Origin of the sequence: Streptomyces sp. So13.3 (assembly GCF_005860785.2) — a bacterium.
In the GTDB taxonomy this organism is placed as follows: Bacteria; Actinomycetota; Actinomycetes; order Streptomycetales; family Streptomycetaceae; genus Actinacidiphila; species Actinacidiphila fildesensis.
Genome location: NZ_CP048835.1, coordinates 4,308,491 through 4,327,570, shown reverse-complemented (window position 1 = coordinate 4,327,570; position 19,080 = coordinate 4,308,491). Strand labels below are relative to the sequence as shown.

21 protein-coding genes are annotated in these 19,080 nt (G+C 71.1%); 13 read left to right on the top strand and 8 right to left on the bottom strand.

The features are described 5' to 3' along the window. Nucleotides 1-114: 114 nt before the first annotated feature. Entirely contained in the window at nt 115-1,899 is a 1,785-nt protein-coding gene (locus C8250_RS19430; RefSeq protein WP_244809207.1) for a phospholipid carrier-dependent glycosyltransferase, read from the bottom strand. A gap of 329 nt (nt 1,900-2,228) precedes the next feature. On the opposite strand from C8250_RS19430, the gene rsmI reads away from it, so the two are divergent. Then, nucleotides 2,229-3,131, top strand: coding sequence for a 16S rRNA (cytidine(1402)-2'-O)-methyltransferase (gene rsmI, locus C8250_RS19425; protein ID WP_138354711.1), 903 nt, complete (start codon nt 2,229-2,231; stop codon nt 3,129-3,131). 28 nt (nt 3,132-3,159) lie between these two features. Here the strand turns inward: rsmI and C8250_RS19420 are convergent, their stop codons facing one another. Both C8250_RS19420 and C8250_RS19415 read right to left on the bottom strand, forming a co-directional pair. Next, on the bottom strand, nt 3,160-3,924 hold the full coding sequence (locus C8250_RS19420) for a glucose 1-dehydrogenase (RefSeq protein WP_138354710.1): 765 nt from the start codon (nt 3,922-3,924) through the stop codon (nt 3,160-3,162). Nucleotides 3,925-3,926: 2 nt separating this feature from the next. Further along, a complete protein-coding gene (locus tag C8250_RS19415; protein WP_138354709.1) occupies nt 3,927-4,697 on the bottom strand; it encodes a TetR/AcrR family transcriptional regulator in 771 nt (256 codons plus the stop codon). Nucleotides 4,698-4,912: 215 nt separating this feature from the next. On the opposite strand from C8250_RS19415, the gene C8250_RS19410 reads away from it, so the two are divergent. From C8250_RS19410 to C8250_RS19375, 8 genes are all read left to right on the top strand, one after another. After that, on the top strand, nt 4,913-5,263 hold the full coding sequence (locus C8250_RS19410; protein WP_138354708.1) for a hypothetical protein: 351 nt from the start codon (nt 4,913-4,915) through the stop codon (nt 5,261-5,263). Nucleotides 5,264-5,386: 123 nt separating this feature from the next. Next, nucleotides 5,387-6,265: a TatD family hydrolase gene (locus tag C8250_RS19405; RefSeq protein WP_138354707.1), complete on the top strand. Its 879-nt coding sequence runs from the start codon at nt 5,387-5,389 to the stop codon at nt 6,263-6,265. A 182-nt stretch (nt 6,266-6,447) separates the two neighbouring features. Further along, nucleotides 6,448-7,857 carry a resuscitation-promoting factor gene (locus tag C8250_RS19400; protein ID WP_244809206.1) on the top strand — a complete coding sequence of 470 codons (1,410 nt, stop codon included), beginning with the start codon at nt 6,448-6,450 and terminating at the stop codon, nt 7,855-7,857. A 74-nt stretch (nt 7,858-7,931) separates the two neighbouring features. Further along, entirely contained in the window at nt 7,932-8,849 is a 918-nt protein-coding gene (gene rsmA, locus C8250_RS19395) for a 16S rRNA (adenine(1518)-N(6)/adenine(1519)-N(6))-dimethyltransferase RsmA (RefSeq protein WP_138354705.1), read from the top strand. Then, the gene (locus C8250_RS19390) at nt 8,846-9,790 is read left to right on the top strand and encodes a 4-(cytidine 5'-diphospho)-2-C-methyl-D-erythritol kinase (RefSeq protein ID WP_138354704.1); all 945 of its coding nucleotides are present in this window, start codon (nt 8,846-8,848) and stop codon (nt 9,788-9,790) included. Before rsmA ends, C8250_RS19390 begins: the two co-directional genes overlap by 4 nt. Before the next feature lie 107 nt (nt 9,791-9,897). Then, nucleotides 9,898-10,476: an RNA polymerase sigma factor gene (locus C8250_RS19385; protein ID WP_244809205.1), complete on the top strand. Its 579-nt coding sequence runs from the start codon at nt 9,898-9,900 to the stop codon at nt 10,474-10,476. Beyond that, the gene (locus C8250_RS19380; RefSeq protein ID WP_138354703.1) at nt 10,473-11,102 is read left to right on the top strand and encodes a hypothetical protein; all 630 of its coding nucleotides are present in this window, start codon (nt 10,473-10,475) and stop codon (nt 11,100-11,102) included. Before C8250_RS19385 ends, C8250_RS19380 begins: the two co-directional genes overlap by 4 nt. A 125-nt stretch (nt 11,103-11,227) precedes the next feature. Continuing rightward, nucleotides 11,228-11,635, top strand: coding sequence for an STAS domain-containing protein (locus C8250_RS19375; protein WP_138354702.1), 408 nt, complete (start codon nt 11,228-11,230; stop codon nt 11,633-11,635). A gap of 7 nt (nt 11,636-11,642) precedes the next feature. On the opposite strand, the gene C8250_RS19370 is transcribed toward C8250_RS19375, so the two are convergent. From C8250_RS19370 to C8250_RS19360, 3 genes are read right to left on the bottom strand one after another with little or no spacing between them, the layout of a single operon-like run. Next, nucleotides 11,643-11,963 carry a hypothetical protein gene (locus C8250_RS19370; RefSeq protein ID WP_164294414.1) on the bottom strand — a complete coding sequence of 107 codons (321 nt, stop codon included), beginning with the start codon at nt 11,961-11,963 and terminating at the stop codon, nt 11,643-11,645. A gap of 53 nt (nt 11,964-12,016) precedes the next feature. After that, nucleotides 12,017-12,232, bottom strand: coding sequence for a hypothetical protein (locus C8250_RS19365; RefSeq protein WP_138354701.1), 216 nt, complete (start codon nt 12,230-12,232; stop codon nt 12,017-12,019). Further along, complete coding sequence (locus tag C8250_RS19360) at nt 12,232-12,690, bottom strand: ATP-binding protein (RefSeq protein WP_138354700.1); 459 nt, start codon at nt 12,688-12,690, stop codon at nt 12,232-12,234. The genes C8250_RS19365 and C8250_RS19360 overlap by 1 nt, the downstream gene beginning before the upstream one ends. Before the next feature lie 197 nt (nt 12,691-12,887). On the opposite strand from C8250_RS19360, the gene C8250_RS19355 reads away from it, so the two are divergent. Both C8250_RS19355 and C8250_RS19350 read left to right on the top strand, forming a co-directional pair. Continuing rightward, the gene (locus tag C8250_RS19355; protein WP_138354699.1) at nt 12,888-13,739 is read left to right on the top strand and encodes a helix-turn-helix transcriptional regulator; all 852 of its coding nucleotides are present in this window, start codon (nt 12,888-12,890) and stop codon (nt 13,737-13,739) included. Nucleotides 13,740-13,748: 9 nt separating this feature from the next. Then, complete coding sequence (locus tag C8250_RS19350; RefSeq protein ID WP_138354698.1) at nt 13,749-13,937, top strand: DUF397 domain-containing protein; 189 nt, start codon at nt 13,749-13,751, stop codon at nt 13,935-13,937. On the opposite strand, the gene C8250_RS19345 is transcribed toward C8250_RS19350, so the two are convergent. Further along, nucleotides 13,934-14,272, bottom strand: coding sequence for a hypothetical protein (locus tag C8250_RS19345; RefSeq protein ID WP_138354697.1), 339 nt, complete (start codon nt 14,270-14,272; stop codon nt 13,934-13,936). The two genes, C8250_RS19350 and C8250_RS19345, sit on opposite strands and share 4 nt — an antisense overlap. A 94-nt stretch (nt 14,273-14,366) precedes the next feature. Beyond that, nucleotides 14,367-14,606: a hypothetical protein gene (locus C8250_RS19340; protein ID WP_187144903.1), complete on the bottom strand. Its 240-nt coding sequence runs from the start codon at nt 14,604-14,606 to the stop codon at nt 14,367-14,369. A 351-nt stretch (nt 14,607-14,957) separates the two neighbouring features. Between C8250_RS19340 and C8250_RS19335 the strand changes: the two genes are divergently transcribed. After that, complete coding sequence (locus tag C8250_RS19335; protein ID WP_138354695.1) at nt 14,958-16,763, top strand: ABC-F family ATP-binding cassette domain-containing protein; 1,806 nt, start codon at nt 14,958-14,960, stop codon at nt 16,761-16,763. 167 nt (nt 16,764-16,930) lie between these two features. Further along, nucleotides 16,931-18,685, top strand: coding sequence for a hypothetical protein (locus C8250_RS19330; RefSeq protein ID WP_138354694.1), 1,755 nt, complete (start codon nt 16,931-16,933; stop codon nt 18,683-18,685). Nucleotides 18,686-19,080: the final 395 nt, after the last annotated feature.

Genomic DNA, 19,080 nt, shown 5'->3' with positions numbered 1-19,080 from the left:
ACGTGACCGCAGTGACGCAGGGGGTCTCATTCCGGGCACGCGTCGATATCAGGTGCGGACCGAGCGCCCAGGACCAGCCACTCCGATCAACCCGCCCCGAGGGGGCCTCCGGCGTCAGATCCAGGAGTCGAACCACATCCGGGCACGCCAGGCGTCCATCGAGATCGGCATCCCCGTGTAGATGGGGAAGAAGTAAATAAAGTTCCAGACAATCAGCAGGACGAGTGTGCCCGCGCCGACCGCGCCCCACATCCGGCGGCGTTCGTCGGAGCCCGGGGGGCCGAGGATCGCGCCGATCATCATCGCGACGGCGAGGCAGAGGTAGGGGACGAAGGCGACCGCGTAGAAGAGGAAGATCGTGCGGTCCTGGTACATCATCCAGGGCAGCCAGCCGGCGAACGCGGCGCACAGGATCGCGCCCGCCCGCCAGTCGCGGCGGAAGCCCCAGCGGTAGAGCAGGTACAGCAGCGCGAAGCAGGCCGACCACCACAGCAGGGGGGTGCCGATGGCGAGGATCTCGCGGGCGCAGCCCTTGGCCGCGGTGCAGCCGGCCTCGCCGTTCTTCGGCGACTCGTAGAAGTAGGAGACGGGCCGGCCCAGGACCATCCAGCTCCACGGGTTCGACTGGTACATGTGCGGCGTGGAGAGGCCGATGTTGAACTGGTAGACCTGGAACTCGTAGTGCCACAGGCTGCGCAGCGCGTCCGGCATCCACGTCATGTCGAACTGGTGCAGGTCGATCCGGCCGATCAGCGGCAGTTTGATGTGGTCGGGGGACAGGCCCTTGCGGTGTGCCGCCCAGTCCCGGCCGTAGCCGCCCTTGGTCACGAACCAGCCGGTCCAGGAGACCAGGTACGTGCCGATGGCGACGACCACGACGGACAGGAACGCCCAGCCGGTGTCCTTGCGCAGCACCGCCACGTACGGGCGCCTGGCGCCGGCGACCCGGCGCGAGCCGGCGTCCCACAGGATGGTCATCAGCCCGAACGCCGCCAGGAAGTACAGACCGTTCCACTTGCTCGCGCACGCCAGGCCCAGGAACAGCCCGGCCGCGAGCCGCCACGGCCGCCAGCCCATGCTGCCGCGGTCCCCGACCCGGCGGTCCGGGCGCGCCACACCGTCCTCGCCGACCGGCAGCGCCGCCGCCAGCCGGGCCCGCGACCAGTCGCGGTCCACGACCAGACAGCCGAACGCGGCCAGCGCGAAGAACATGATGACCAGGTCGAGCAGGGCCGTACGGCTCATCACGTAGTGCAGACCGTCCACCGACAGCAGGAGGCCGGCCAGGCAGCCCAGCGCGGTGGAACGGAACAGCCGGCGGCCGATCCGGCACACCATCAGCACCGACAGGGTGCCGAGCAGCGCGACCATGAACCGCCAGCCGAACGGGTTCAGGCCGAACAGCTGCTCACCGACCGCGATGACCCACTTGCCGACCGGCGGGTGCACCACATAGCCCGGATCGCGCGACAGCGGGATGATCTGGGGATCGGCCAGGATCTGCGCATTGGAGATCTTGCCGTCGGTCCAGGTGCCCTCGTAGCCGAACTTGAGCAGCGACCACGCGTCCTTCGCGTAGTACGTCTCGTCGAATATCACCGCGTGCGGGGTGCCCAGGTGCCAGAAGCGGATGAGGCCCGCCATCAGCGCCACGAGCAGCGGACCGCCCCATCCGGTCAGCCGCGCCACCCTCGACGCCGCCGCCTGGCCCAGGCCCAGCGAACCCCAGAGCCGGGTCCCGGGCTCCGGGAACGGCACCACGAGGCGGTCGCGGACGTCCACGTGCGGCCGGTCCGTATAGCCGAAGCGGCGCAGCCGTCGCTGCCATGCGCTGGGCTGCGGCTCCGGGTGGAGGAGGCCCTCGTCCCGCTCGGCCTGAGTCGCGGTGTCACTGGTCACCGGGCCATCGTAGGGATGTCGCATGCCGGTTCGGGTCCCGGGCATGCGGATTCCACCCTCGAACCCACCCTCCGATGACAGGAAGCCGCCCTTTTCCCCTTTCCTGTGCGTTTCCTGTCAGCGGTTCAGCCCCTGGGGGCACCTCCCAAGGGTGGCTGGGGGAGTTCGAGGCGACCGTTCGGCCCGGCCGGCGTTTGGCGGCCACGGTCAGGGCTGCCTGCGTCCCACCCCGTTTTTTCAGCCCGGCCGGCGTTCGAGGCCACTCCACCCCCACCCCCAGGCCGCCCGCCGATTGAGGGCAAAGGGCGGGCGGGTGGGAAGCTGGACCCGTGACTAGCTCAGCGGCAGGCGTAGGCGTACTGGTTCTGGCGGGGACCCCCATCGGCGACATCCAGGACGCGCCACCGCGCCTCGCCGCCGAACTGCTCGCGGCGGAAGTGATCGCCGCGGAGGACACCCGGCGGCTGCGCCGGCTGACGCAGGGCCTCGGCGTGCACACGACCGGCCGGGTCGTCTCGTACTTCGAGGGCAACGAGAGCGCCCGCACCCCCGAGCTGGTCGAGGCGCTGGAGAACGGCGCCCGCGTCCTGCTCGTCACCGACGCGGGCATGCCGTCGGTCTCCGACCCCGGCTACCGGCTGGTGGCGGCGGCCGTGGAGAAGGGCATCAGGGTCACGGCGGTGCCGGGCCCGTCGGCGGTGCTGACGGCGCTGGCGCTCTCCGGGCTGCCCGTCGACCGGTTCTGCTTCGAGGGCTTCCTGCCGCGCAAGGCGGGGGAGCGGCTGGCGCGGTTGCGCGAGGTGGCCGACGACCGTCGCACCCTGGTGTATTTCGAGGCGCCGCACCGGATCGACGACACACTGGCGGCGATGGCGGAGGCGTTCGGTCCCGACCGGCGCGCGGCGGTGTGCCGTGAGCTGACGAAGACGTACGAGGAGATCAAGCGCGGCCCGCTGAAGGAACTGGCCGCCTGGGCGGCGGAGGGCGTGCGCGGCGAGATCACCGTCGTCGTGGAGGGCGCCCCGGAGCGGGGGCCGTCGGACCTCGGCCCGGCCGAACTGGTGCGGCGGGTGATGGTGCGCGAGGAGGCCGGGGAGCGCCGCAAGGAGGCGATCGTGGCCGTGGCGGCGGAGCTCGGCCTGCCGAAGCGCGATGTCTTCGACGCGGTGGTGGCGGCGAAGAACGCGGCCAAGGCGGCGGAGAAGGGGCCTGGAGCGCCTGCGGGGGCCTGAGAACCGGACCCCCGCGCGCCTCCCCGTCCTACTGACCCATGACGTACTTGACCGTCGGACCGGCCGTCCAGCCGCCGTCCACGGCGAGCTCGGCGCCCGTCACGTACGAGGCGGAGTCCGAGAGCAGGAAGATCACGGCGCCCGCGATCTCGTCTGCCTCGCCGACCCGGCCCATCGGGGTGTTCGGGAAGTTGCCCTCGCCCCGCTGGATGCCGACGGACGCCGTCATGGCCGTGTACGTCATACCGGGGTGGACGGAGTTGACGCGGATGCGGGAGGTGCCCAGCTCCACCGCGCCGATCTTGGTGAGGCCGCGCACGCCCCACTTGGACGCGCCGTAACCCGCGGTGAGGGCGATGCCCATGAGCCCGGCGGCGGACGAGATGTTGACGATCGAGCCCGCGCCGCGCTCCTTCATGGCGGGGATCACGGTCTTCATACCGATGAAGACGCCGGTGAGGTTGATGTCGAGGACGTTGCGGAAGTATTCGACGGAGGCGTCCTCGATGAACTTCCCCTCGGCTATCCCGGCGTTGTTGACGAGGCCGTCGACGCCGCCGAACTCGGTGACCGCGAAGTCCGCGACCGCCGCCCAGCCCTCCTCCGACGTGACGTCGTGGTGCAGGAAGCGGGCCCGGTCGCCGAGCGCGGCGGCGGTGGCCCTGCCGTCCTCCTCCAGGACGTCGGTCAGGACGACGTTGGCGCCTGCCGCGACCGCCTGACGGGCGGTCTCGGCCCCCAGGCCGCGGGCCGCGCCGGTGATGATGACGGTCTTGCCGGTCAGGTCGTTCATTTTCAAGCTCCCTGTGGAGTCGGGGTCGTCGTTGGAGGAGTGGCGTCGGTCTCGGGGTCGGTCCGGGGTGCGGACGCGGTCTCGGGGACGGGCGCGGGCGCGGTCTCGGGGACGGTCTCGGGCGCGGGCGCGCGCAGCATGGCGGTGGTCATGCCGACGAGGTCGGCGAGGAACAGCGGCTCGTCGGTGAGGGTCCGCGTGCCGTCGAGGTACTGGCGGGCCCGGTCGCCCAGGGCCGCGCCGATCAGGGTGAGCGCGAGGTCGAGGCGTTCCAGGCGTACGGGTTCCGGCAGCCCGTCGAGGCGGTCCTCGATGAGGCAGATGAGCCGCCAGTAGCCGGTGCCGGCCAGCGTCGGATGCGGGGTGCGGGTGCGTACCCCGCTCTCGTGGCTGAGCTGTGCGGAGATCAGCAGGCAGTGCCGTCCGCCGTCGGTGGCGAGCTCGGTCGCCTCGGCGTCGACGAGCGCGGCGACCAGCGCACGCAGGTCCGGCCCGGGGGCCTCCCGCGGGTCCGGCCCCGGGGCCGCGTCCGCGAGCAACTCGGCGAGCCGTGGTGCGAGCGCCGCTTCCGTCCGGTCCTGGCGGCCGGCCATGACGGCGTCGAGCAGGCCCTGCCGCGATCCGAAGTGGTACTGCACGGCGGAGGGGTTGGACTGGCCCGCGAGACGGGTGATGTCGCGGGTCAGCGCGCCGTCGACGCCCTTGAGGGCGAAGAGTTCCCCGGCCGCGCGGAGCAGTTTGCGGCGGGTCTCGGGTCCGGATGTTCTCGCCATGGGAACATGCTAATGCACAGCATTATTAAGTGTCGTGACGTACGTCACGTGCCTAAACTCGGACGAGGGCAAAGCAAAGTAGCGCACTACCCACTTACGGCCCAAAACTGCCCCAAGAGTCGTATACCCCTGCTGCGGTATCGGCCGGAAAGGCGTTCGCTGGTAGTGGGAAGACCCGCTCCGGACGCCTCGTCCGGAGGGCAACAGGAGCTGCCATGAGCGAGATCGTCGGATCCGACACCACCGTCTCCGAGGCGTACGCCTTCGCGTGCCTCAATTGCGGCCACGGCTGGGAGCAGTCGTACGACATCGAGCACCATGTCGACGCGAAGGGTCAGCCCTTCGTCACCTACACGACCGCCGGCGAGAAGGTGCCGTCCCCGCTCACCCGCCCGACCTGCCTGAACTGCGGAGGGCACAAGGTGCGGATCATGCGGTCGGGTCAGGTCTCCGATGTGATGTCGCTGTGGAACACCCCCACGGGCGAGCGTGCCGTGCACCGCACGCACCACTGGTCCCTCCTGCACCGGCTGCACCGCAAGCACGGAGAAGCCGACACGGCCTGACGGCGGTCTGACGCCGGGCCCGTCTGAATCCCCGGCCGGCCTGACCCCGGGCCGTAAGCGCCGACCCCCTGTCCGCCCGGCCTCCCGTCCCGCCCGCTCCCCGGGTCTCCATAGGATCGGGGCATGTCCCCGAAGAACGAGAAGTCCGCGGCCCCGCCGGTGCCCGAGCCGCTGCGGGTCCCGGTCGCCGACTCGCACACCCACCTCGACATGCAGGAAGGAACGGTCGAGGAATCGCTGGCCAAGGCCGCCTCCGTCGGGGTCACCACCCTCATCCAGGTCGGCTGCGACCTGAAGGGCTCGCAATGGGCGGCCGACACCGCCGCCCAGCACCCGAACGTGTGGGCCACCGTCGCCCTGCACCCCAACGAAGCGCCCCGGATCGTCCACGGCGATCCGGACGGCTGGTCCCGCCAGGGCGCCCGCACCCCCGGCGGCGACAAGGCCCTGCGGGACGCCCTCGACCGGATCGCCGCGCTCGCCGCGCTTCCCCAGGTCCGCGGCGTCGGCGAGACCGGCCTCGACTACTTCCGCACCGGCCCCGAAGGCGTCGAGGCCCAGCAGTACTCCTTCCGCCGGCACATCGACATCGCGAAGGGCGTCGGCAAGGCGCTCGTCATCCACGACCGCGAGGCGCACGCCGACGTGCTGCGCATCCTCGACGAGGAGGGCGCGCCCGACACCGTCGTCTTCCACTGCTACTCGGGCGACGCCGCCATGGCCCGGATCTGCGCCGACAAGGGCTACTACATGTCCTTCGCCGGCAACGTCACCTACAAGTCCGCCCAGGACCTGCGGGACGCCGTCGCCGTGGCCCCGCGCGACCTCCTGCTGGTCGAGACGGACGCGCCCTTCCTCACTCCGGTGCCGTACCGCGGTCGGCCTAACGCGCCGTACCTCATTCCGGTCACTCTGCGGGCGATGGCCGCGGCCAGGCAGCTCCCCGAGGACGAGCTGGCGTCCGCCATCGGGGCGAACACGGCGCGGGCCTTCGGCTACTGACGGCCGCCGCCATCCCCGTCGGCCCCGCAGGCCTCCCCGTCGCCCCCCCGTCGGCCCTCCGGCCGACACCCGTCCCGAAACGCGTGATCACGACACAGCGTGCCCGGATGGTTTTGGAGAGTGACGAAACGTGGGCTAGGGTCCCGGTCCGGATCGGGGACCGTCGGACCTGTGGAGTCGTCGTGAGCAATGCGCAGGGCACCCACCGAGCAGCACGCGGTGCGGCGACCCCCGTGCCGGGGGTCGTACCGGAGGCCGCGGGCACCCGGCTGCCGCACCAGTCCGACTGGGACGCCGTACCGAACTCGTCGTGGGCCGACGAGGCGGCGGCGACCGGCTGCCTTCCGCTGATCCCGGAGCAGGAACCGGCGCCCGCGGCAGCGCCGGTCGGCGCCAGGACCGCCGCGCGCCGCGCCGCCAGGAACGGCAGACGGCCGGAACCGGCGTCCGCGGCCTCTCCCGCGGGAGGTTCCCGGCGCGATTCCCGCCCCGACTTCCGGCCCGACTCCCTGCGCAAGCTGCTGCCGCAGGCGCTCGTCGTCGCGTTCCTGGCGGGCGGGACCGTCGCGTTCCTCGCCGGTGACAAGGACGTGCAGCTCACCGTCGACGGCGAACCGCGCACCCTCCACACCTTCGCCGACGATGTCGGGGAGGTGCTGGCGCAGCAAGGCGTGACCGTGGGCGAGCACGACCTCGTCGCGCCCGGCCCGCAGGCCGAGCTGCACGACGGCGACCAGGTCGAAGTCCGTTTCGGCCGTCCCGTCACGCTCACCCTCGACGGCCACCGCCGCCTGCTGTGGACCACGGCGGACACCGTCGACGAGGCCCTGCGGGAGCTCGGCGTCCGCGCCGAGGGCGCGCATCTGTCCGCGTCGCGCGGCTCGTCCATCGGACGGCACGGCCTCGACCTGGACGTACGCACCGAGCGGACCGTCACGCTGCTCGCCGACGGCCGTGAGCGGACGGTACGCACCAACGCCGCCACCGTCCGCGAGGTCGTCGCCCAGTCCGGGATCACCCTGCAGAACCAGGACACGACCTCCGTCGACCCCGAGAGCTTCCCCCGCGAGGGCCAGACCATCTCGGTGCTGCGCATCTCCGGCACCGAGGAGGTGCGCGAGGAGCCGGTGCGGTTCCGCACGGAGAAGCACAAGGACGCCAAGCTGTTCCACGGCACCGAGGCCGTCGACACTCCGGGCAAGGCGGGTGTCCGCCGCGTCACGTACGCCTTCCGGACGATCAACGGGGTGAAGCAGCGGCCCAGGATCATCCGCTCCGAGATCGTCAGGGAGCCCGTCACCCAGGTCGTCCGGATCGGCACCAAACCGCTGCCGACCTCGGTCGCCGGGGCCGACGGCCTGAACTGGCAGGGCCTCGCGCACTGCGAGGCCGGCGGCCGCCCGCACGCGGTCGACCCGTCCGGCACCTACGGCGGCCTCTACCAGTTCGACACCCGGACCTGGCACAGCCTCGGCGGCAGCGGCCGCCCCCAGGACGCCCCCGCGGGCGAACAGACCTTCCGCGCCAAACGGCTCTACATCCAGCGCGGCTCCAGCCCGTGGCCGGTCTGCGGGCGCAAGCTCGGCGGCTGAGCGGTGGCCCGGCCGCTGGTCCGCGCGGCCGGGGCACGGCTCGAGGGCGGCTGCCGGGCCCGTACGCTGAGTACGTGAGCACCACTGAGCCCGACGCACTCCTCGGTCCCGCCGACATCCGCGAACTGGCCGCCGCGCTGGGCGTACGCCCCACCAAGCAGCGGGGCCAGAACTTCGTCATCGACGCGAACACGGTGCGGCGCATCGTGCGGACGGCCGGCGTCCTGCCGGACGACACCGTCCTCGAGGTCGGACCCGGCCTCGGATCGCTGACGCTGGCGTTGCTGGAAGCGGCCGACCGCGTCACGGCGATCGAGATCGACGACGTGCTCGCGGGCGCGCTCACCCCCACCATCGTGGCACGGATGCCTTCCCGGGCCGACCGGTTCGCGCTGGTGCACAACGACGCGATGCAGGTCACGGAGTTGCCGGGGCCGCCGCCGACCGCGCTGGTCGCGAATCTGCCGTACAACGTGGCGGTGCCGGTGCTGCTGCACATGCTCGCGACGTTCCCGACGATCGAACGCACCCTCGTCATGGTCCAGGCCGAGGTCGCGGACCGGCTGGCCGCCAAGCCCGGCAACAAGGTCTACGGCGTGCCCTCGGTGAAGGCGAACTGGTACGCGGACGTGAAGCGCGCCGGATCCATCGGCCGCAACGTCTTCTGGCCCGCGCCGAACGTCGACTCCGGTCTGGTCGCGCTGGTGCGCCACGAGCCGCCGCCGACCACGGCCACCCGGCGCGAGGTCTTCGCCGTCGTCGACGCGGCCTTCGCCCAGCGCCGCAAGACCCTGCGGGCCGCGCTCGCCGGCTGGGCCGGCTCGGCTCCCGCCGCCGAGGCCGCGCTCGTCGCGGCGGGCATCTCGCCGCAGGCGCGCGGTGAGGCACTGACGGTCGAGGAGTTCGCGGCCATCGCCGAGCACAAGCCGGTCGCGGCCGTCGTGGCGGAGGACAAGCCGGCCGCGGACGTCGTGGTGGAGGACGAGCAGTGAGCGTGCCCGCCGCCGCGTCCGCCTCCGTCACCGTCCGGATCCCCGCCAAGGTCAACGCGCAGCTGGCCGTCGGCGGTCTGCGGCCCGACGGTTTCCACGACCTGGCGAACGTGTTCCTCGCCGTGGGCCTGTACGACGAGGTCACCGTCACCCCCGCCGACAGCCTGCGGATCACGGCGTCCGGCCCGGACGCCGCGGAGATCCCCCTGGACGGCACGAACCTGGCCGCCCGGGCCGCCGTCGCGCTCGCCGCGCGGCACGGCATCGAGCCCGCCGTCCACATCCACATCGCCAAGGACATCCCCGTCGCGGGCGGCATGGCGGGCGGCAGCGCGGACGGGGCGGGCGCACTGCTCGCCTGCGACGCCCTGTGGGGACTGCACACCCCGCAGGCCGAACTCCTGGACATCTGCGCCGAGCTGGGCAGCGACGTGCCGTTCAACCTGATCGGCGGCGCCGCGCTCGGACGCGGCCGGGGCGAGATCCTCACCCCGCTCGACGTGCGGGGACCGTTCCACTGGGTCTTCGCCGTCGCGGACGGCGGTCTGTCGACTCCGGCCGTCTACCGCGAGTGCGACCGGCTGCGCGAAGCGTCCGGCACCGGCGCCACCACGGCCGACATCGCGGACCCCGAACCGGCCCCGGCCCTGCTCGAAGCCCTCGCCTCCGGCGACCCCGCCGCACTGGCCGCCGCCCTGGGCAACGACCTCCAGCCCGCCGCCCTCTCCCTGCGCCCCGCCCTCGCCGACACCCTCCGCGCGGGCACCGGGGCCGGCGCCCTGGCCGCCCTGGTCTCCGGCTCGGGCCCGACGTGCGCCTTCCTGGCCGCCACCCCCGAAGAAGCCGAGAAGATCGCCGAGGCCGTCCTGGCCTCCGGCACCTGCCGTACGACCCGGGTCACGACGTCCCCGGCCCCGGGGGCGACGATCCTGCCCGCCTGACGCTGCCGGGTGTGGAACAGCCGGTGCTGGAGGGGGCATGTAACGCTTTCGGGCGGCCGAGCCAAGTAGAGATGTAAGGCATTGCTCGTCCGTTCAAGGAGTCGTCCGTGAAAGCGGAGCATTCAGCAGCGCCACCCGTGCGTGATCCGGTCGGGTTCGCCGTGTTCTACCAGCAGCAGTTCGACACTGTGCTCGGTTTTGTCACCCGGCGCACCGACAGCCCGCACCTGGCCGCGGACCTGACCGCCGACATCTTCCTGACGGCGCTCGAACAAGCGCACACCTACGACGCCCGCCGCGGCGCACCGGTCGCCTGGCTCTACGGCATCTCCCGCAACGTCCTGGCTGCCCACTTCCGGGGCAGTGCCCGCGAGCGGCAGGCCACCGCCCAGCTCGCCGGCCGGCGGCTGCTGGACGACGAGGACGTCAGCGCGATCGAGGGCCGTATCGACGCCGCCCGCGACGCCCGGCAGCTGGCCGCGCGGCACGCCGCCCTGTCCGAGCCGCTGCGCGCGGTGCTGGACCTGGTGGCCCTGGACGGACTGACCACCCGCGAGGCCGCACAGGCCCTGGGCATCAGCTCGGCCGCCGCCCGGGTGCGCCTGCACCGCGCCCGCATGGCCCTGCAGCGCGTCGACACCAAGACCACCTCATCCCTGCACGCTGTCTCGGAGGCCCACTCATGACCACCCCCGTGCACTTCCAGCAGCAGCTCGCCGAGGAGCTCACCGCCCGCGCCGCGGCCCTGCCGCCCGTGGCAGCGGTGCCGGTGCGGCCGCGCCACACCCGGCGGATCGCGGTCACCGCGCTGGGACTGGCCGCAGCCGCCACCGCAGTGATGCTGATCCCGCACTCGGCCGGTACCACCGACACCCCGCAAGCCGGAACGGGCCAGAGCACCGCCCAGGTCCCGGGCGGTGCGCCGGTCCTGAGCAACGCCGCCTACACGGTGGTTCCGCGCAAGGACGGGACCGTCAGCATCCAGGTGACGGGCGCTGAGGTGTCCGGGCTCCAGGCGGCGCTGCGCAGCCTGGGTGTGCCGGCCGTGGTCCTGCGGGCCTCGGAGTCCTGCCACGCCAAGGTCCGCACCGACAACGCCAACCTCGAGACGGTCTCCTCGCAGGATCCGAAGAACGGACGCGTGATGGTGATCCGGCCCAGCGCCATCCCGCACGGGGACTCCCTGGTGCTGGTGCAGCCCTCCCTCAAGGGTGTCCTGCACCCGGACAAGATGTACTCCATGGAGGTCATGCTGTCCCCGGGCGAGCCCAGCTGCTTCCCCGCCTCCCAGAGCAGCATCGGCGTGGGCTAGAGACTGTCCCGCCCCGTCCGGACCCGGTCGTACCGGGTCCGGAGGGGGCGCGCACCGAACAAGGGGCCGCGCCCGCATCCCCCGCACCTGAGAAGCCGCAGAGGATCACAGCCATCACAGCCACCATGCGAACAGGATCCGATCCGGGCCATGGCGCGGCGCCCGGACACCTCCGGCGTCCCGCGGTCCGCACCATCGGCCAGGACGCGCGGGGCACGACCGTCGTCGAGTTCCACGGCGAGATCGACATCGCAACCACCGGCGAGAGCGACCAGCACCTGGACGCGGCAACCGCCCGCAGCGCTCCGTCGGTGCTTGTCGACCTGCGCGGGGTGACCTTCATCGACAGTGCCGGGCTCGGCCCCATCTGCCGGGCCTGGCGCCGAGCCGTGGACCGCGGCGGCGACCTCACCCTGCTCTGCACCGACACCAGGATGCTCACCATCCTGCGGCTGACGGGCGTGACCCCCGCCATCGCCGTCACCCGCTCCTCCCCTGGGATGGCCAACCGGCCAGGGTGCGAAGCGAGCTGATGGAGCCTCAGCCGTAAAGCTCCATCACCAGTGCCCACACCGTGAACTGCGCTGCCATCGCGATCACCCACAGGACCGGTCGCCACGGGCGGCGGGACATCGCGCCGTAGCTGCCCACGGCTGCTGCCGCCAGGGCGACAACCATCGGCCCGAGGGACAGAACGTCCCTGCCCCAGCCGTTGCAGAGGGCGTGGTCGCCCGGATCGCATTCGTTCCCGGCGGACAGGCCCATCAGCGACACGGCGGTCAGCCCGACGAGGGAGCACAGACAGACGACCGCCACACCCAGTACCCGGACACCCTGCTCGACGATCTCTCTGTGCGTCACGTGCGGCACGGTAGCGGTTCGCCCTGACGTCACGCCACGAGTTCGAACGGGTGTCAGGTCTCACCCGGATCGTCGGGGCGCCGCCGCAGCGCGATGAACACCCGCCACCGGTGCAGGAAGGATTCCAGCGCGGCGGCACTGCCCGTCCGTTCCGCCTCCTGCCGCGCGGCGCTCAGTTCGCGGTCGAACCGATCCGCCGCGGCGAGATCCAGCCCGCTGACGGTCACCCGCAGGGCCGCCTCGACGAGCGGATCGCCGGGTTCCGCCATCAGGCGGCCAACTCGAACCACAGCAACTTCCCGCACACCCCGAACACTTCCTCGCCGAGCGCGTACCCGCCCCACCGGTCCGCGCACTCCCGCACGAGCAGCAGCCCCCGCCCCCGCTCGGCGCACTCGGGCGGCCCGGGCGGGTGCAGTGCGCCGCGAAACGGCGGCGGAATCGTCGGGTTGGTGTCCCACACACCCACCCGTACGTGCGTGGTGCGCGGATTGCTCAGCCGGATCCACGACGGCCCGTCGGAGTACAGCAGCGAGTTGGTCACCAACTCGCTCGCCAGTAGCTCGGCCACGTCGGTGACCTGCGGGATCCCGTACGTCAGCAGCACGGCTCGCACCGTCGCCCGCGCGATGCGGACGGCTCTGCCGTCGTGCGGGAGTTGGAGGGTGTACGTCCAGAAGTCGTCGGGGTGCGGCGTGTTCGCCGCTACGTTGTTGTCGTTGTGCATGGGGGACCGCCTCCGGTCGGGTGGCCCGGTGGCGGTGTCGCCCCTGGCGGGGCGGTGCTCTTCCGGCGCCATCGAGTGGCATGCGTCACACTGTAGGACGTTAACTGTGAAGTATTCGGCGATTCACTTGAATATATTCAGGATGCGCTCGTGTGGGTGACCCGCCGCACTGTGCACGGATCGAGGAGGGCGCAGCGATGCCACCCAGCAGTACTCCGACGTTGCGACAGCAGCGTCTCGGCGCTGAGCTGCGCAAACTGCGTGAGCGCGCGGGGTTGTCCGCGACGGCCGCCGCAGCCCTGTTCGGCGTCAACCAGTCGCGCATCAGCAACATCGAGTCGGGCCGGCACCCAGTGAGTGCCGACCGGGTTCACGCGATGGCCCGTGGCTACAACTGTTTCGGTGAGGACCTGATCGAGGCGCTTGTTGCGATGACCGGGAAGCGCCCGCGCGGCTGGTGGGAGGAGTACCGGGAGACCTTCCCCGTCGGGTTGCTCGATCTGGCGGAGATGGAGCACCACTCAACAGCGATCCGGGTCGCCGTGGCGATCCACATGCCGGGTCTGCTCCAGACCGTTGATCACGCCCGCGCGACGATTTGCCAGAGTGTCCCCGCGCTTCGGCCGCATGAGGTGGAGCACCGGGTCTCGTTCCGGATCAAGCGGCAGGCGATCCTGTTCCGCGACGAACCGGTCTCGTACTCCGTGGTCATCCACGAGGCGGCGCTGCGGATGGGGCTGGGCGGGCCCGACACGGTACGAGCGCAGCTCGCTCACCTCATCGAGATGAGCGAGCACGACCACATCTCCCTCGTGGTGATCCCGTTCGGTAGTGCGTCCTTCACACCATCCGGCCAGCCGATCACCTACGCCTACGGTTCCGTGCCGCAGCTGGACACCGTGGAACTCGACACCGATCACAGCTGCGAGTTTCTCGACGCGGAGGCGCTTCTACAGTGGTACCGGTCCGTTCTGGACCGGATGGAGGGGTCCGCGCTCAAGCCCGACAGGTCGCGCGACTTGATTCGCCGCATCGCACAGGAGAGCTGAGGAGCGCGCATGCCCACGATGGACTGGCAGAAGTCCTCGTACAGCAATCAGGGGGCGAACTGCCTCTACATAGCCCGCACCTCCGACGGAACGATCCGCCTCCGTGAGAGCGACGACCCCGACGTGATCCTCCGCACCACCCCCGCCGCGCTCCGCGCGTTCCTCCAGGCCCTGAAGGCCGGGGCGGACCGGTCCTAGGACGAGGCCAGTGTCGCGTTGATGATCCAGACCACCAGGAGCAGGACCAAACCCAACGTGGCGGCCACCGCCGTGCCGTTGCGGCGGAGGGTGCCGAACAGGCCGGCCGTCACGATCAGTGGGGCGGCGATCTGGGGGAGCAGGACGATGAGGTTCTGGCGGGCGGGGTCGCAGATGCCCTCGTGGGAGTCCGGGAAGCACGAGTCGCTCGCCATGACGAAGATGGGCGCGAGCAGGTAGGTGAACAGGCCGGCGACGACGAGCAGCACTGCGAGCAGCCCGCGGACCAGTGGGAGCGGGGTTCGGGCGGCCGGTGTGCTCACGGGGATGGTCATGCCGATGACGCTAGGGCGCAACCGGGCGGGCGGCATGAGCGGGGCTACTCACCCCGGGGTGAGTAGCCCCGCCTGCGGCATTCCTGGGGTGCAGTCAGCGGACGGTGGGGACCGGCGTTCCCGGCGTGCGTAGCCAGACCTGCTGGCCGCCGGTCTTCGTCACGGTGAGGCCGAATTCGTCGCGCTCCGGCCGGCCGTTCTCCAACCACCAGGAGTAGGCGGTCCCGACCTCGTCCCAGAGGCGGCGTGGGCCGTACTGATCCACCTCGAACGACGTTTCGCCGGGTACGTAGTCGATGGAGGCCCAAGATCGCCGGTCGTCGGGTCTCGTCATCGAGATACACGGTGGGAGAGCCGCCGGACTTGCTCTCCGGGTCCTTGCCGAGCAGGTGTAACGCCATGGTGTCCTCCGCTGGCGAGCCGGATGGGATCGCTGCCAACGAGCTTGCACCGCGCCCACCGGCGCGCGACAGCAACTTGCGCGAACTTGCTCGATCAACTTCGCGCGGCGGCAGTTTCGCGCGGCGGCGGCGAGCGGCGGACCGCTCCTGCCTGCGAGTGGCACACCGGGTGACCGAAAAGGCACGCTGTGTGGTGCTACCGGCAATGGATGCGGGCGGAGGGGGTGGTCGGTGGTGGCGACTACCCTGGGAGATCGATCGTTCCGCACCAGCATGGAGTAAAAGTGGCCGTCAACCTCGTCAACGTCGAGGCCGTAGGAAAGGTCTACGGCACCCGGGCGCTGCTCGACGGTGTTTCCCTCGGCGTTTCGGAGGGCGACCGTATCGGGGTCGTCGGCCGTAATGGTGACGGGAAGACGACCCTGATCCGGATGCTCGCGCAGCTGGAGGAGCCGGACACCGGGCGGGTCACGCATGTGGGCGGGCTGCGGCTCGGGGTGCTGACGCAGCACGACAGCCTGGACCCGAAGGCGACCGTCCGGCACGAGGTGGTCGGGGACAAGGCGGACCACGAGTGGCTCGGGGACGCGAAGATCCGCGATGTGCTGACCGGGCTGTTCGGCGGGCTGGACCTGCCGGGGTTCCCGCAGGGGCTGGACACGGTGATCGGGCCGCTGTCCGGTGGTGAGCGGCGCCGGATCGCGCTGGCGAAGCTGCTGATCGACGAGCAGGACCTGGTCGTGCTCGACGAGCCGACCAACCATCTCGACGTCGAGGGCATCGCCTGGCTGGCCGGCCACCTGCAGACCCGGCGCTCCGCGCTGGTCTGCGTCACTCACGACCGGTGGTTCCTGGACCAGGTCTGCACCCGGATGTGGGACGTGCAGCGCGGTGACGTGCACGAGTACGAGGGCGGCTACAGCGACTACGTCTTCGCGCGGGCCGAGCGCGACCGGCGGGCGGCCACCGAAGAAGGCAAGCGGCAGAACCTCATGCGCAAGGAGCTGGCGTGGCTGCGCCGCGGCGCCCCGGCGCGGACCAGCAAGCCGCGCTACCGCATCGAGGCCGCGAACGAGCTGATCGCGGACGTGCCGCCGCCGCGCGACAGTGCCGAGCTGATGAAGTTCGCCAACTCCCGGCTCGGCAAGACCGTCTTCGAGCTGGAGGACGTGACGATCCAGGGCGGCGACAAGGTGCTGCTCAAGCACCTGACGTGGCAGCTGGGTCCGGGCGACCGGATCGGCCTGGTCGGGGTGAACGGCGCGGGCAAGACGTCGCTGCTGCGGGCGCTGGCGCAGGCCGCGTACTCGCACGGCGACGACCAGCCGCCGGCCGGGAAGATCGTCGTCGGCAAGACGGTGAAGCTCGCGTACCTGTCGCAGGAGGTCAGCGAGGTCGACCCGACGTGGCGGGTGCTGCAGGCCGTGGAGAGCGTGCGGCAGCGCGTGGACCTCGGCAAGGGCAAGGAGATGACGGCGGGCCAGCTGTGCGAGCAGTTCGGCTTCTCGAAGGAGAAGCAGTGGACGCCGGTCGGTGACCTGTCGGGTGGTGAGCGGCGCCGGCTGCAGATCCTGCGGCTGCTGATGGACGAGCCGAACGTGCTGTTCCTCGACGAGCCCACCAACGATCTCGACATCGAGACGCTGACGCAGCTGGAGGACGTGCTCGACGGATGGCCCGGTTCGATGGTGGTCATCAGCCACGACCGGTTCTTCCTGGAGCGCACGACCGACAACGTCTGGGCGCTGCTCGGCGACTCGACGCTGCGGATGCTGCCGCGCGGGGTCGACGAGTACCTGGAGCGCCGCCGCCGTATCGCGGCGGACTCGGCGCCCGCGCCGGTCGTGTCGAAGGGCAAGGCGGCGGGAGCCGCCGGGTCCCGGGACGAGCGGGCGGCGAAGAAGGAGCTGCAGAAGGTCGAGCGCCGGCTCGACCGCATCGGCCAGGAAGAGGCCAAGGTGCACACGCAGATCGCGGACAACTCGACGGACTTCGACCTCGTCGCCAAGTTGGACACCCAACTGCGCGCGCTGCGCGACGAGCGCGACGAGCTGGAAATGCGCTGGCTGGAGCTGGCGGACGACGAGTAGGGCGGCCGGAGCTGTCGACGCCGGGGCGTGCGCGCCCCGGCGTGTGGGGCTTGTAGCGGGCGCGTAACGGTCGTGGACCGGCAGGTGGGGCGGCAGGGACGCAGTGATAGAAAGAGAACTCCCGCTTACCTGACCCTTACTGGTATTGCCTGAATGAGGACCTGCTGATGACGCAGCCGCCCCCGCCGCCCGGCAACCCGCCCAACTTCGGGAAGCCCGAGGGCGCTGTGCCGCCTCCGCCTCCCCCGCAGGGTCCGCCGCCGCAGGCGCCGCAGTACGGCTACCCGCAGCAGGGGCCGCCGCCCGCGCAGCAGTCGTACGGGTATCCGCCGGCCCCGCCCGCGGGCCAGGTGCCGGACAACCCGTACGCGCAGCCGGTCCCGCCGGGGCAGAACCCGTACGCGCAGCCGGCGCCGCAGCAGCCCGAACAGCCGCAGCCGCAGTACGGCTACCCGTCGCAGGGGCAGCCGCCCGGCCAGCCTCCGCAGACCGTCTACACGCAGCCCGGTGGCTACACCCAGCCCGGCGGGTACCCGCCGCAGGGTGGCGGTCAGGGCGGCGGCAACAGCAAGATCGTCATGATCGTCGCCGCGGTGGTCGCCGCGGTGCTGGTCATCGGTGGTGGCGTGTACTTCCTGACCAAGGGCGACGACGGCGACAAGAAGCCGATCGCGGACAAGACCTCGGCCGGTGCCAACGGCGGCGCCAGCGGCGGCAACGACGGCAAGCCGACGGGCGTCATCAACGCCAAGGTGGGCTGGAGCAAGACCGCCACGCGGCCGCCCGTGGACGAGATCACCGCCCGGGTGCCCAACACCTGGTTCAGTGGCGACACCGTCGTCAAGACGCTGCCGGACTCCGTGAAGGGGTACGCGCTCAGCGGCGGCGCGGAGAAGTGGTCGATCCCGATCACCGGCAAGTCCTGCCCGGCGTCGGACGACGTCTCCGACAACCGGGTCGCGATCCAGTTCGGCGCCAACTGCGAAATGCTGATGGCCGTCGACATCTCCAAGGGCACGAAGCTCTGGGAGGTGCCGCTGTCCATCGCGCCGGGTTCGAGCAGCTCCACGTTCCTCTACTCGACGGTCGCGGTCAGCGGCGATGTCGCGGCGATCTCCTGGCTGCACGGCTACGCCGGGTACAAGCTCAGCACCCATGCGCAGATCTGGGCGCCCAACCCGGCGTCCAGCTGCCAGGACAAGAGCTACGCGGGCGGCAAGCAGCTCGTCGTCTCGGTCGAGTGCGGCAAGGACGTCTTCGTCCGGGGCATCGACACCACGACCTACAAGACCAGCTGGTCCTGGCAGGTCTCGGCGGGCACCGAGCTCTCCAGCATCGTGTCCACCGACCCGGTGGTCATCGGTATCGGCGCCACCAACAGCCTGATGTCCGACCTCATGTACCTGGAGGGCGGCAAGCTCGTCGGCCACACCTCACTGGGCAACGGCGGCTACCAGGGCAACTACGGGATCCACTGCCGGATCGCCGGTGAGGGCCCCTGCTTCAACTTCGCCATTCAGGGCACGACGCTCTACACCCCGACGAAGTCGCACAAGGCGGACGGTGGCGCCTACGGCCAGACCAACGAGATCGCGGCCGTGGACCTGAAGACCGGCAAGCCCCTGTGGACCGTCAAGCCGGCCGTCTCCGGCGAGTCGACCGTGGTCGGCATCGAGAACGGCAAGGTCATCGCGTACCAGGAGTCGGGGTACGACAAGCCCGGCGGGCTCTACGCGATGGACCCGACGACGCAGAAGAACACGCCGTACATGGTGTTCAGCGCCGACACGAAGAAGACCGAGAACGAGTTCCTGGACACGTACCGCTACACGTGGCTGCACAACGGGCACTTCTTCCTCACCGGCGTCACCGTCTCCGCCCGGGACTCGCTGTCGGCGCTGGTGATCGCGGACTTCAGCTGAGCCACCGGCCGGGGTAAAACCCCAGTACCGCACTGACGGGCCCATAACGAGACACCTGTCCCGTTGTGGGCCCGTCCTGTGCACGATGAGACGCCCGGGTGTGAACCGGCCATCAATGACGGGTATTTCGGAATTGAGGGGTGCTTCTTACCGGTAAGGGGCGCGCCGCGTCGAACAAACGTGTAGCTTCCGGGGCTAGGGCCTGTCCGGCCGATCATGGGCGGTCCAGACGTCGTCTGGTGCGGTGCCTCGCAAGGCGCCGGAGCACCCGCATACCGGTTGTATATGGGTGTTTCGGCAACGCCGCGAGGGGCCGTGCCAGGCGGCGGAGGGGCCGTTCGTGATCGGCCGGACAGGCCCTGGACCCGGGCCCGCCGTGGGTCAACCGCCGGGAC